The following is a 13,329-nucleotide window of genomic DNA, read 5'->3' as shown; positions in this document are numbered from 1 at the left end:
CGCGACTGGGCATCGTGCTGGCCCGCACGGAGCCGGAACTGCACCTGCGGTTCATGGAAACTGCCCGCACGCTCGGCTTTCGTGACACCGTGGCCATGACCCAGTTCAACCTGCTGGCCTACTTCATCGCGCTGTTCGGCAGACAGCCGCACGAACTGCAGCAGAGCGACTGGGACGAGGGACGCCGCCTACTGCTCGAGGCCGCCCGTCGCATCCCCAACCGCGGCGTCAAGGCCCTGTCGACCGCCCTATTCAACCTCGAAGCGACCTTGTTCCACTGCGAGTTGACCGATCAGCTCCCACGCCGACGCTCCCCGGACCACGCCGACATCCGGGCCCAGGAGTGGGCCCGTGTCCCGGCCGCGATGGCGGACACCATGCACCACTACCTGCAGCAGATCGCCGGAACACTACGGCCGGGCACCGTGAAGAACGCCGAACTGACGCTGCGGGAGTTCGCCCTCTTGGTCGCCGCCGAAGACGCGAACGTCACCTGCGTCGCCGCACTCAAGCGGCGGCATGTCGAACGCTACCGCCAGTGGCTGTTGGAGCGGCCGGCCGTCCGCGGCGGCTCACTGCACCGACACACCGTCCGCGATCGACTCAGCAAACTCCGCGGCTTCTTCCGCCGCCTGGACGAGTGGGACGCCGCCGACCGGCCGCCCCGCCAGCTGGTGTTCGACAGCGACTTTCCGATTGCGGACGAACCGCTGCCCCGATTCCTCGACGACGCCGCGGCCGCCAAACTGCTCGCCGCCGCCCGCCAGGACCCCGATCCGTTCACCCGGCTGGCCATCGAGATCCTCGCTCGCACCGGGATGCGCCGCAGCGAGATGCTCGGCCTCACCATCGACGCTGTCGTGCAGATCGGCTCCGCCTACTGGCTCCGCATCCCGGTCGGCAAGATGCACACCGACCGCTACGTTCCCCTGCACCCACAGCTGAAGACGCTGCTGGACGACTGGCTGCTGCACCGGCCCGAGGGCCTGCGCTCGAACCTGCTGTTCACCGACCACGGCCGCCCGGTCAACGCCTCCCGCATCGAGGCCGCGGTCCGCAAGGCCGCCGAAAGGGCCGGACTGGGCAGGGTCACCCCGCACCAGCTCCGCCACACTCTGGCGACCCAGGCGATCAACCGGGGCATGTCTCTGGAAGCAATCGCCGCCCTCCTCGGACACAAGTCGCTGTCCATGACGCGTGTTTACGCCCGGATCGCCGACCGGACCGTCGCCGACGAGTACTTCGCCGTCTCAGAGAAGGTCGAGGCGCTCTACGACGCCCCGCGCCAGCTGCCGGCCGACGCCGAGGGTTCGGAGATGGCCAAGCTTCGCCGGGAGATGCACCGCCGCATGCTCGGCAACGGCTACTGCGCTCGCCCCGTCGAGATGGACTGCCACTTCGAGTCGATCTGCGAGTCCTGCACCTTCTTCGTCACCACGATCGAGTTCCGGCCCACCCTCGAACGCCAACGAGACGACGCGGCTGCCAAGGGACAGGTCGCACGCGAGCAGATCTTCGACGGACTCCTCAGCCGCCTCGATGGAGAAGCCTCCTGACAATCTCCACTCGCCAAATCGACAGTTGCCTGTTCACTGGGCCTCCCCAGTGCCTGCTTGAGCTCTTGCAATCTCGGCATGGTGTGAGGCTTCGGCAGCGGCGTCCACGTGATCCAGGCGATTCCAGCGGTCAGTGTCATATCCGTCGCGGTAGTTCCACCAGCTCGCGGTGGTCCACAACCGGTTCCACTCGCGGAGCATGGTGGACCGTTCCTCCTGGCCACGTCCGCTCCGGTCGAGGAGTGCCAGCAGGAGCCCTGCCGAGTCGCAGACCAGGATCTCCAGGGAACGCAACGCGCAGAACGTGTCCCCGGTCTCGCCAGCTGCGTCTTGGACTGGCCGAAGCTGGGAGTAGATGAACGCCTCCAGCGTGAGGACGTCATCGCGGGTGATGTCATCCACATAACGCAGGCTGCGGAGCGGCTCAGTGCTCACGGGCGGCTGCCTCTTTCGACTATGGCTTGACATCGAGACCCGCATATTAGAGGTGTCCCGCGCCGTCTGGTGCCGGACAATCTGAAGACAGGAGTGGACAAGCCCGACCTCTACGACCCGCAGATCAATAAGTCGTACGCCGAACTCGCCTCCCACTACGGCACGTTGGTCGATCCCGCCCGGGCCTTGCATCCGAAGGACAAGCCCAGGGTGGAGCGGCCCATGCCCTACATCAGGCACTCGTTCTGGAGCGGGCGATCGTTCACCTCCCTCGACCACATGCAGGCCGAGGCCCTCACCTGGGCAAGGGAGACCGCCGGACGCCGCCAGTGCCGACCGCTTCAGGGGGCGGCGCCACTGGCGGTGTTCGAGGCCGCCGAGGCCGAAGCCCTCCTCCCGCTGCCCGAGACGCCGTTCGTGCTGGCGAAGTGGTCGACCGCGACGGTCGGCCCGGACATCCACATCAAGGTCGGCCGCACCCTCTACTCGGTGCCCTGGAAACTGATCGGCCGACGCGTGGACGTCCACTCCACCGCCACCATGGTGCAGGTCTTCCACGAAGGAGGGCTGATCAAGACGCACGCGGCTCTCGAGCAGGGCAAGCGCACCGATGCCAGCGACTACCCGCCCGAGAAGATCGCCTTTCAGATGCGGACGCCGATCTGGTGCCGCAGCCAGGCGTCCGAGGTCGGCGACGCCTGCCGGGAAGTGATCGACCAACTGTTGGAGGTCAACGCGCTCTACCGGCTCCGGGCCGCTCAGGGAGTGCTGGGCTTGCGGAAGAAGTACGGTGACCAGCGTCTGGAGGCCGCCTGCGTGAAGGCCATCTCGGTCGGCGATCCGTCCTACCGCACCATCAAGGGCATCCTAGTCGCCGGCACCGAGACCGACCCCGAACCCGACACCGGGGACGCTGGAGCCGCGGCCTTCCTCCACGGGCCCGAGGGCCTGTTCGGCGCCGGCATCCCCACCCAGACACCCGGCGAGCGCCACGATCACCAGGAGGACGGCGACGCTGAGGGGGCCGCGCGATGAGCGTGCTGGACACCGCCCTGCGTGAATCGCTCAAGACCCTGCGACTGTCGGGGATGCTGGAAACCCTCGACGCGCGCCTCGCCCAGGCCCACGGCGGCGAACTCGGCCACCTCGACTTCCTCCAGATCCTCTGCCAGGACGAAATCAACCGCCGTGAGACCGTCGCCTTCCAACGCCGCCTGTGCAAGGCGAAGTTCGAGCAGCAGGTCACCCTGGAGGGCTTCGACTTCAACGCCTCCCCGAAGCTGCCCGCCGCCCAGTTCCGCGACCTGGCAGCCCTGCGCTGGCTCCACGCTGGCGAGTCCGTCATTTTGTTCGGACCGGTCGGGGTCGGAAAGACACACGTCGCGCAGGCCCTCGGACACCTCGCCATCCGTCAGGGCGCAGGCGTCCGCTTCGCCAAAACCAGCAGGATCCTGGCCGAGCTCGCCGGCGGCCACGCGGACCGCACCTGGGACCGACGCATGCGAGAGATCGTCCGCCCCGACCTCCTCATCCTCGACGACTTCGCCATGCGCCAGATGACCGCCCCACAAGCCGACGACCTCTACGAACTCATCTCCGAGCGGCAAGGCCGGTCCGTGATCATCACCAGCAACCGGGCGCCTAGCGACTGGTATCCGCTCTTCCCCAACCCCGTCGTCGCCGAGTCCCTCCTGGACCGGCTGATCAACGCCAGCCACCAAGTCATCATGAACGGCCCCAGCTACAGGCCCAACAAACGACCGAAGAACCCCACCGAACCCCCGACCAAGTAGCCGGTCACCGCCAGGGGCTGGGGAATTACGCGACCACAGCCCCTGGGGAATTACGCCGTCGTCGACAGTGGTGCGGGTGTCCGCGTGCAGGGTCTGCTCAGAGCGGCCTTTCGGGCGCCGGACCGGGACGAGGATGCCGATCCCCGCGCCGATGTAGCCCTTGTCGGCGAGGGTGGGCAGGCCGTCGGCGGCTGCCTTGTACAGCGCGGGCAGTGCGTGGAGGCGTGCGGCGGTGATGTCGGGGGTGGAGCCGGGCTCGCCGTCGGAGACTCACAGCGGGGTGCCGTCCGGAGCGGACAGGAACTGCACGTTGCCGCCGAAGGCCTTGTGTGCCTGGCTGAACCACAGGTCGTTGCCGTTGTCGCGGACCCTGGCGAGGCTGTCGGACTCGATCAGCGTGCCGTCGAGTATCACGTGGGTCATGCCCTCACGACGGCAGCGGTCCAGGACCTGGTGCAGGTCCTGGACCTGGTCGGCGAGGACGTCGATGCCTTCGTGGAGGTAGCGGTAGCCCGTGGCCTGGGAGACGCCGGCGTCTCGGGCCAGGCAATGTACGCAGCCACGCTCGCGGAACCAGCGAAGGACCAGCACGGCCTGGCGGAAGGGGCCGAGCGCGCGGCTGCCGCGCGGGGTGCCGATGCGCCGTCGGTGTGCGGCCAGCAGGCGGGACAGGTACTCCACGACGTGGCGCGGGATGTCGAGCGTGGCAGCGTAGGTGACCAAGGTGAGGCCTCTGGCTCAGCAGACGATCTTGTGAGAGAGGCCTGTCCTACCAGGGGCTTCACGTCGGTCCGGGCACGGGGCCCGCATACCCGATCCGCGCTGGATCGAGTGGCTCAAGCCTTCTCGGCGCGGATCGAATAGGTGAGGGGGATGCGCGGAGCGCCCTCGGGATGCCGGTAGATGTCGCCGTCGTGGCGCTCAAGCGACTGGCGTTGGAGGTAGAAGGTGTGGTCGTGCTCGTGGAGGAACTGGATCCGTAGCCCAGCTCCGGCGATCGCCGAGACAACGGTCGACAGACTGTGCCGCCACTCGACGGTCTCGTCGTGCTCGGTCCTGGCCGCCTCGTCGGCGTAGGTGCCCGGGCCTCCCGAGGCTTCCGGACCTTCATCGAAGTAGTCGTGCGTGACCGTGCTTCCGGTCTCGTCGTCGAGGACGAAGCTGAAGGGATGGAACTCCGCGAGGTACAGGCACCCAGCGGGAGCGAGTAGTTCAGCGACCACCGACGCCCAGCGGCTGATGTCGGGAAGCCAGTTCAGCGCCCCGAAGCTGGCATAGACAATGTCGAAGGTCTCCCCCTCGACCGCCGAGACCGCGTCGTAGACATCCGCGGTCAGGAAGCGTGCCTTGATACCAAGTTCAGTCGCGAGTCGTGAAGCCGCTTTGATCGCGGGCGGAGAGAAGTCCAGCCCGGTGACCTGTGCTCCTCGTGCCGCCCAGGACAGCGTGTCCCGGCCGAAGTGGCACTGCAGATGGATCAGGCGCTTGCCCCTGACATCCCCCACCTCGGCTGTCTCGAAGTCCTTCAGCGAATCGGTCCGGGCGCGGAACCCCTCCCCGTCGTAGAAGGCAGAGCCCAGGTGAATGGGCACCCGCTCATCCCAGTACGCCTTGTTCAACTCCCGCCAGCGCCCTGCCAGGTCACCCATGAACCCGGACGATACACAAAGGCGGACTGGCGCACTACGCTGCCGGACTCGCCAACCCTTTGGTGGCCACCAGCAGCTCGAACGACTCTCGAAATCCGACTCCGGACGCGCGTGCGGGGACAACTCCGCCAACGCACGGTTGATCCTCGGCGCCCGCTGCGCGGCACGTGCGGGCTCTCGGCGAGCGACTGCCGCCGAGCTCAAGCAGCGATGACCCACCCCGCACGTCACGCTCAGCCCCAGCGGCGGCCTCACCCGCACTGCATGCTCAACCGACTCTGAAGCGATCATCGCTGAGAAAACCTCAGTGACATAGTTCAAGGAACATTTCGACGCTGGACGTCCCGTGGCACGGCCGCTGGACGAATTGCCACCGGAGTTCGACCGAGTAAGGGCCGGTAAGGTAGTGCTCTTCGGGCTACTCGGCTCCGGAGTCCTAGAGGCGACTGTCAATGAATCTCCGCCCCCTGGCTGCTGGTTCCGATGCTGCGATACACAACGTGTGGCGGCTTCCCGCTACTGACGCGATGCGGGGGCACCGAGCCCTTTGGTGGAGCGTCGGTCCCGCCGGGGAGCTTGCGGTCCTGTTGGTCCCCCGGCAATACCTTGATCACACCCGCTACATCAAGGGGTGGATCGGGTGGAGGCCGCGAGTCCCGTTCACGGGTGAGCTGGTCACCGTCACGGGACAGCAGGAGCGGCGCGTCCTGGTGAATGACATTCGGATTCGGCCCAGTCACTTGGCCCTCCTTCCGGATTCTCGATTCCTTCTGGTGAGCGGGCGCACGTTCCGCAACGAGACCGAGGGGCCCTGGGCGTCCAACGCTGTGGTGTTCTCCCCGTCCGGGACACCTGAGGCCGAGTTCTGCGTCGGTGATGACATTCCCGCCTTGGTCACCGACGTCCACGGAGGCATCTGGACGGCTTACGGCGATGAGGGCATCTACGGCGGCCACCCCGAGTCGGGAGCGGGCCTCGCGGGCTGGGACAGCCAGGGCCGGACCTCCTGGACGCCCAAGGGCCGGCTGCCCGACTACCCGCTGGAAGGCTGCACCGCCGCGACCGAGAACGAACAGGTATGGCTCGTCTGGTACTCCGGCAGCGGCAGCGGCGGCACCTTCCTGACACGGATCACTCCGTCCACCGGCGACATTGCCAGCTACCCCAGCCCCGTCCCCGCCCCGGACGGATTCGCGGTCTGTGACAACAGGGCAGTACTCACCCGCCGCGACCACAACAAGCGGTCCGTCGAGCTCATACGTGCCGAGCTCAACGGCACCACCTGGGCAGTAACCAGCCGCCGTCGGCTACGGCTGCCCGGTCGAGTCGTCATGCACTGCGGCCAAGGCCGCGACGGTTCCCTCTGGCTCCGCGCAGGCAACACCTGGCTGCGCATAGAAGCATGAACACCCCGGGCAACATCTCGGGCGTTCCAACTGCAGGGCCGTCACAGAACACCGGAGGTTAAAGAACAAGCTTCAGCTCTTCCTATGCTGCGCCGTATCCGGGCGACAGGGCCCACACGCGCATGACCGCGTCGATCAATTTCGATGCAAAGTGATCAGGTGTGGCGGGTCCGTCTGAACGTTTTGCGCCGTTCTATGTACCACCCTGCTGTGAGGTGCCTATTCCGTTGATGAGGAGGGCAACGCTCGACCGGCCCCATGTGTGCGTTGACCTGCATGCTTGGCTTCTTACGGGATGCCGGAGCCCAGTACATCGCTGCCTTGCTGTGCGCGCTGACCATCGGCGCAGTCGGCGCCGCACGGACAGCCTGGCGCCGCCACCGGTTGCACCGCGAACAGAACGCTGTCAGCGGAACCGACGAATAACGACACCCCGTCCAAGTAAAAATTCCTGGAGATAATTCCATGCCTGCATCGCATCTTGTCGCCTCACGGACGACAAATAGCGTCGTCACACAGACGACAAAGCCCGTACGCTCGCAAGCTGAGTACGACCGGCACCACGCATGGCAGTTACTGTTCACCCCCCAAATTCCGGAAGATTCGCCCAAGGCGCTCAACGGGGTACCAGAACTCCGCCTGCCCACCGGCCACCTCAGCGACGTCGCCGCGAAGTACGACCGCATCCGCACCAACGCTGAAGCCGGCTCCGGTGCACCATCGCTGACCGACCCTGAGCTGCTCGCCGCTCTCCTGGTCATCCGCAGCCTGCGCGACAAACTGCTCGAGCGCGAGCTCCACCTCATCGCCGCCCCCACCCCCGCCGCCCGCCGCCCGCCGCCCGCCGCCCGCCGCCGCAAGATCACCTGGGCGCGCCTCGCGGACGCCCTGGAACTTCGCAGCCGCCAGGCAGCCGAACGCCGCTACCTCCAACTACGCACCGGCATCGACGACCTCCACGGCACACCCCTGACCCAGCACGAGCGCGTCGAATACGCTTGCGACCAACGCGAACGCCGCACAGAACGCTCGTGGGCCATCGAACACGTCGCCGAAATTCGCGCTTTGGCCGACCGGCTGCTGGCTGTGAAGGACCTGCAGGAGCGCACTGACCGCTCACCTAGGGCGGTTGAGGCAGCCGCCAGGCCCGGGGCATCGCCCTGCCGCGCAGCACCTGGCCCGAGCGGCTCCGTGAAGCCGCCACCGCAGAAGCCGCACTCCGCGACAGCCCCGCCGTGCAGTCCGCTTCCGACCTCAACGCGCCCCGCCGCAAGGCAACCAGTCTCGCCAACGCCGTCCACCAGCTCTTCGGCCTCGTCGCCCACGCGGCCGACCCCGGCAACGTCAACCTCAGCGACCAGCCCGAACTGGCCGCAGATATCGCCGCCCTGTACCGGCAAGCCGAGCACCACACCCGGTCACCTCGAACCGCACGCCCAGAAAACGCAGGCGGGTCCAGTAACCGCTGAGCGTGACGGCACCGGACGGAGGATGAGGAGTTGCCGCGGCACCAGCGGCGCTGCGGTGCCTCACGGCCTTCGTCTCGGTCGCGTGCACCTTGGTCGGAGCACAGGATCAGACGAAGGCCGCCCCCACGTCCGGCGAATCCCCATGCGAGCGAATCCGTTCGAGACGCCATTCGAGACCGTGGCACCATGTACCGCATGACGACGAACCGAAGGGTCCATGCCGCGTAGACGACCAGGACAGATCCGTGCCGGCGTCCCCGCCAGCCACCGGACGACGGGTGCAAGGCCAGTCATCGACGGCCTGTCTTCGCGTGCACTGTCCGAGATCGCCCGTCTCGAGCACACCCGCAACTATCTGCAGCCAGGCGACGTCAGCACGGCTGTGGGCCTGTGGAAGAACTACGTCCACCAGCCCGAGCGGGATCTGTGGCACGACTACAAGTGGGGCAACGTGCACTGGTACTGCTGCGGCAACCCCCTCGAATCCCGAACCCTCCTCGACACCGTGATGCAGGCCATATCACCCCGAAGTGCCCGCGAACTTCAGAAGGTTGTCAGCCGGTCAGACGCCGTCTGGAACCGTCCATCCCCGCCCTATGACGCGGACGGTAGATAATCAGCTTGTCGTTTAACGTCCGGGGCCAAACGCGGCCCTAGCTTGGCCAGCTTGAAGTGCCAGGTCACAAGGGGTTTCAGGGGTTGGCGAATGTCTGGATTTCGCACGTTGCTGCGTGATCGAATAGGGGATGACATCGTTTTGGACTGGCAAGCGGGTACGTCTGCGCGGTATCGAGCCTGAGGACTGGACGGCGTTCATGCGCTTCGCCGTGGACGAGGAGCGGTTGGGGGACCTGCTGCAACCGCCTCGTTCCGCCGAGAGCTTCCGTACTTGGGCGAAGGAGCAGGCAGTTGCCAAGTCCGATGGCGACGGCTTCGGATTGGCAATCGAAGCCGTCGACACGGGTGAAATAGTTGGTGCTGTCGGCTCGCACCACGCTGATCCACGTGCGGGCTGGTTCGAATACGGCATCACGATGGGCGCTGAACATCGGCGCAAAGGTTTCGCGGCAGAAGCCGTGGTCATGCTGCTGCGCTTCATGTTCGCAGAGCGGCGCTATCACAAATGCCAGGCGCGGATCTTCGCACACAACGAGGCATCGCTGGCACTTCATCGACGGCTCGGCTTTGTCGAGGAGGGCCGTCTGCGCGATCACGTGTTCTTCGCCGGTCGGCACCACGATCTGGTCATGATGGGCATGCTCGCTGACGAGTTTGCCCAGCTCCACTCGGTGAGCGAACTGTGAGCCGCCGCCCAGGTCATGTGCCGAACGAGACTCGAACTTGATCGGCATTTTCGCAGTTCAGTGGACGTGAAGGCGGCCTTCGTCTGATCCTGTGCTCCGTCACAGAGGCATAGAAACAGCGCGAAGGCCGTGGTCGTGAGTTTGGTGCATCAGGGCGTCCTGCGGGATGCGTTCGCGGAAGTGTCACACTTCCGGTCGGAGCTGTACTCGTGTCTGACCGCACGAGGCGACGCGCTGTTCGAGTTATGCGACGCGCTGCTGTGCACGGACGGGCCGGTGCGGACGCTGGTCGATCTCGCGCTCGCGCCTGAACATCGCCGTGGTCACGGAGCTCTGTACGGCGGACTCAACCAGGGCCGGGTCGACGTCGCCCGGCTGCCTCATGCCCTGGTCGGGGTGCCGCTGCCGAGGGCGGCAGATGGCCGGCTCGTGCTGGCGGTGGATGTCTCGCCGTGGCTGCGACCGGACGCCAACACGTGTGCTGACCGGGCCTTTTGCCACACGTTCGGCCGAGGTGAGGGCAAGCATCAGATGGTGCCCGGCTGGCCTTACTCGGTGGTGGCCGCGCTGGAGACTGGCCGCACGTCCTGGACGGCGGTGCTGGACGCGGTCCGACTGGAACCCGGCGCCGACGTCGCCGCGGTGACCACGGTGCAGATCCGTGAGGTCGTCGAGCGGCTCGTCGTCGCCGGCCAGTGGCGACCGGATGATCCAGAGGTCCTGGTTGTGCTGGACGCGGGATACGACGCTCCGCGCATTGCTCATCTGCTGGGTGACCTGCCCGTCGAGATCCTCGGCCGGCTGCGTTCAGATCGGGTGATGCGGCGTCCGACACCCTCCCGCAAGGAGTTCAGCCTGGCCAACCCCAAGGGCGGCCGGCCGCCCAAGCATGGCGGCGAGTTCGTCTTCGGCGACCCCACAACCTGGGGCACCGGGCAGGCCACGACTGTCACGGACACCCGGCTCTTCGGGAAGGCAACCGCGCAGGCATGGGACCGGCTGCACGCGACCCTGGCCGCGGCCTGCCCGAACGAGCCGATCACCTACACCCCGGCCGACTGAACCAGCACTGAAACCAGCAGGCTGATGGCGTCCCGGGGCCGGCACCGTGCGGGACGCCGGACAGGATCAGAAGCAGCGCCGGGCCCGTCGCCGCAGTTCCTTCTCAGACAAGACAGCCACCGACCCTAGGGATTCCTGGCGGTGGGGTCAGAGGGGACGAGATGGTGGGCGACGCTTCGCAGTTTCTCGCAGGTCTCCTCGTGCTCGCGTTCGGGCTGGGACTGCCGTACGACGCCGGCCCCGGCTTGGAGCCAGGACTGGCCGCCCATCCGGAAGACGCTGCGCAGTACGAGGGCTGCATCGAGTGTGCCGTCGGCGTCGCAGGTCAGGACCGCGCCCGCGTATAGACCGCGGGGATTGCCTTCGAGCGCCCGGATGAGGGGATACGCCTGGGCTTTGGGGATGCCGGTGGCGGTGACGGCGGGGAAGAGGGCCGCGAACGCGTCCCAGCAGCCATGGCCAGGGAGGAGGCGGCCGGTGACGGTGGAGGCCAGGTGCTGGACGGAGCCTCGGTCGAGGACGGTCATGTACTCGCTGACACTGGTGTCTTCGCATACCTCGTCGAGGTCTTGCAGCGCGAGTTTGACGGAGATGGCGTGCTCGTGGATCTCCTTGGGGTCGCCGAGGAGATCAGAGCGCAGCCGGGCGTCGTTCCCGGCCGTTCCCGTCCGGGCTCGGGTGCCGGCCAGAGGCCGGGTGGTGACGTGGCCATCAGTGGTGACCTCTGCGACCGTCTCCGGGCTGAACCCGGCCGCCTGGATACCGCCGAGGTCGAGCAGGAACGAACGGGCCGGGGTGTTGGCCCGCCGCCCCGCGACGTAACTGGCGACCAGATCCACCTCCCCGGGTACTGGAACCCGCCGGGAGAGGATCACCTTCTCCAGCGGGCCTTGCCCCTGCAGTTCCACCAGGGCTGCCGTAACCGCCGCCTCGTAGGTGCCGGTGTCCTCCAGGGGCAGCGCAATCCGCCCGGCCGGTACCGGCGGGACCTCGGCGTCCCCTTCCCGCACGTGGTCGACGAGCAGATCCAGCCGTTCGGCGGTCAAGGAACGTACGAGGACGTGTGTTGCGTCGCAGCGCAGCTCGTCCGATGGCACGATCAGGTTTAGCAAGGTTTCCATGCTTTCCGGGTCTGCTCCGGCGAGCACAGCTCCTAGCTCGAACTTCACCCAGCCGTAGGCCCGCCAGCCCGCCACCGGGACCTCTGCGAGCCGCGCCCCCACCTTGCCGAGGTCCCTGGCCTCGTGTCCACTCAGCCGGACTGAAGCCAGGACGTCGCCGGCCAGGGACCAGCCGGAACCGTTCTCATACACGACGTACTGGTCGAACAGGCCACTGCGGACCAGCCGAGCCATCAGCAGCAGCGGATCTTCCTGCAGCGGCAGGCGCACTTCCAGGTAGGTGTTGCGCGTCATCACGGCACTTCCTTCTCGTGCGGCCGACGGCCCCGCGCACTGATCAGCGGGTAGGAGTTGACGACGAACTCCGGGCGCTTCAACAGCGCCCGGAACTCATCCAGGTCACCGGCGCTCACGCCGGATGCGGCCAGCCGGTCGGCGACCTGGTCGGTGTTGTGGCGGTGCAGGGCAATGCCTGTACCCCCACCCGGCCACGCCTGGGCGTACGTGGTCGCCGTGAGCTCCTGCAGCCCGGCAACCGCCATCGCCCCCAGCACCCGCCGCCCCCACAGCGGATCGGCACCGGCCTTCTCGAGCAGGCCCATCAGCGCCGTGTGGACCCGGTCGAACAACAGCACCGACGCGTCGTCGGGAGCAGCCAGTACCGGCGTCCAGCCGCAGTCGAACTCCTCCAGCACCAGCCACCCGCCCGGCCGCAGGGCCGCCACGAGCCGCGTGAGCACCTCGATCCGCTGCGGCAGGTGCAGCAGCACCAGCCGGGCGTGGATAAGGTCGTAGTCCTTTCCCGGCAGCGGGTCACGGACGACGTCGTGCCGCAGCAGGCGCACGTGATCCGGGCGCTGCCGGGAGGCGGCCCAGCGCGGTTCGAGCTCGGTGACTGTCACCTCGCCCTGCGGCCCCACACGCTCACCCAGCCAGTCGCCCAACGATGCACTCCCCCCGCCGATTTCCAGGCATCTCCAACCCCTGGCGAGCCCGGTCAGCTCCAACTGGCACCGGGAAACAGGGTCATAGCAATTCTCCAGAACGGTGAAACGGCCGACGGCATGAACGTCGGCACTGTCGAAGAGGTAACGGGACACAGGATTCCTCAATGCGCAGAAGGGGGCAGTGCCCTCACACGGTCACGATGCAAGAGACACCAAATCGCTGCAGGCCCCAGGGGCCCGTGCCTCCCGTAACGCCATGCCCATCAGGCAACGGCCCATCCGAATCAGCGGGGGCGCATGACAGCATTACGGCGGCGCCATCGCGCGCATCCATCTCATTTCGTGAGGGATGTTCCCTATGCATCCGATGCCGCGTGGGCAGTGATCGGGCCGCCTTGCCGCCTGCGGGCCGGGCTCGTGGACGGTGGCGGCCTGCGAGCAGAGCCAGAAGCCGTTGTCGTTGCTGGTCACGGCGGGTCAGCGGGGTGACAACCTGTCAACGGCCATTGGGATGCCCAGGTGGGTGGCCGTTGGGTGTCCAGGCTGGCGGCCATCAGAAACCCAGGTGTGTGGCCGGTGGTGCTCCT

At 67.1% G+C, this 13,329-nt stretch carries 11 protein-coding genes and 2 pseudogenes; 7 read left to right on the top strand and 6 right to left on the bottom strand.

Going from position 1 to position 13,329, the window contains the following annotated elements; all coding sequences use genetic code 11:
* The first annotated feature begins 14 nt into the window (after nt 1-14).
* Nucleotides 15-1,556: a tyrosine-type recombinase/integrase gene (locus JIX56_RS46975; protein WP_257550531.1), complete on the top strand. Its 1,542-nt coding sequence runs from the start codon at nt 15-17 to the stop codon at nt 1,554-1,556.
* Between the two features lie 33 nt (nt 1,557-1,589).
* On the opposite strand, the gene JIX56_RS46970 is transcribed toward JIX56_RS46975, so the two are convergent.
* A complete protein-coding gene (locus JIX56_RS46970) occupies nt 1,590-1,991 on the bottom strand; it encodes a hypothetical protein (protein WP_257550529.1) in 402 nt (133 codons plus the stop codon).
* A 51-nt stretch (nt 1,992-2,042) separates the two neighbouring features.
* Here JIX56_RS46970 and JIX56_RS46965 point away from each other — a divergent pair.
* Nucleotides 2,043-3,026 (top strand): annotated as a pseudogene (locus JIX56_RS46965) (Mu transposase domain-containing protein); the annotation flags it as partial.
* On the top strand, nt 3,023-3,784 hold the full coding sequence (istB, locus tag JIX56_RS46960) for an IS21-like element helper ATPase IstB (protein WP_257550528.1): 762 nt from the start codon (nt 3,023-3,025) through the stop codon (nt 3,782-3,784). The pseudogene JIX56_RS46965 and the gene istB, both read left to right, overlap by 4 nt.
* 270 nt (nt 3,785-4,054) lie before the next feature.
* Here istB and JIX56_RS46955 read toward each other — a convergent pair whose 3' ends face one another.
* Together JIX56_RS46955 and JIX56_RS46950 are read right to left on the bottom strand one after the other, a co-directional pair.
* Nucleotides 4,055-4,507: a leucine zipper domain-containing protein gene (locus tag JIX56_RS46955; protein WP_257550526.1), complete on the bottom strand. Its 453-nt coding sequence runs from the start codon at nt 4,505-4,507 to the stop codon at nt 4,055-4,057.
* Nucleotides 4,508-4,620: 113 nt separating this feature from the next.
* Nucleotides 4,621-5,433 carry a class I SAM-dependent methyltransferase gene (locus JIX56_RS46950; RefSeq protein WP_257550524.1) on the bottom strand — a complete coding sequence of 271 codons (813 nt, stop codon included), beginning with the start codon at nt 5,431-5,433 and terminating at the stop codon, nt 4,621-4,623.
* Nucleotides 5,434-6,206: 773 nt separating this feature from the next.
* Here JIX56_RS46950 and JIX56_RS46945 point away from each other — a divergent pair.
* Complete coding sequence (locus JIX56_RS46945) at nt 6,207-6,839, top strand: hypothetical protein (protein ID WP_257550523.1); 633 nt, start codon at nt 6,207-6,209, stop codon at nt 6,837-6,839.
* A 573-nt stretch (nt 6,840-7,412) separates the two neighbouring features.
* On the opposite strand, the gene JIX56_RS46940 is transcribed toward JIX56_RS46945, so the two are convergent.
* Nucleotides 7,413-7,772, bottom strand: a complete 360-nt coding sequence (locus tag JIX56_RS46940) for a hypothetical protein (RefSeq protein WP_257550521.1) — start codon at nt 7,770-7,772, stop codon at nt 7,413-7,415.
* A 302-nt stretch (nt 7,773-8,074) separates the two neighbouring features.
* Here JIX56_RS46940 and JIX56_RS46935 point away from each other — a divergent pair, with 302 nt between their 5' ends.
* The 3 genes and pseudogenes from JIX56_RS46935 to JIX56_RS46925 form a co-directional block, all read left to right on the top strand.
* Complete coding sequence (locus JIX56_RS46935) at nt 8,075-8,308, top strand: hypothetical protein (protein WP_257550519.1); 234 nt, start codon at nt 8,075-8,077, stop codon at nt 8,306-8,308.
* Nucleotides 8,309-9,054: 746 nt separating this feature from the next.
* Nucleotides 9,055-9,612: a GNAT family N-acetyltransferase gene (locus tag JIX56_RS46930; protein WP_257550517.1), complete on the top strand. Its 558-nt coding sequence runs from the start codon at nt 9,055-9,057 to the stop codon at nt 9,610-9,612.
* A 135-nt stretch (nt 9,613-9,747) separates the two neighbouring features.
* Nucleotides 9,748-10,626 (top strand): annotated as a pseudogene (locus JIX56_RS46925) (transposase); the annotation flags it as partial.
* Nucleotides 10,627-10,799: 173 nt separating this feature from the next.
* On the opposite strand, the gene JIX56_RS46920 reads toward JIX56_RS46925, so the two are convergent.
* Nucleotides 10,800-12,089 (bottom strand): salicylate synthase, encoded by a 1,290-nt coding sequence (locus JIX56_RS46920; RefSeq protein ID WP_257550516.1) that lies wholly within the window; start codon nt 12,087-12,089, stop codon nt 10,800-10,802.
* Complete coding sequence (locus JIX56_RS46915; RefSeq protein ID WP_257550514.1) at nt 12,089-12,895, bottom strand: methyltransferase; 807 nt, start codon at nt 12,893-12,895, stop codon at nt 12,089-12,091. The genes JIX56_RS46920 and JIX56_RS46915 overlap by 1 nt, the downstream gene beginning before the upstream one ends.
* Nucleotides 12,896-13,329 lie beyond the last annotated feature (434 nt).

Source organism: Streptomyces sp. CA-210063, from assembly GCF_024612015.1.
Lineage (GTDB): Bacteria > Actinomycetota > Actinomycetes > Streptomycetales > Streptomycetaceae > Streptomyces.
Note: the sequence above shows the minus strand (reverse complement) of the source record. Positions and strands in the feature narration are given on the sequence as shown.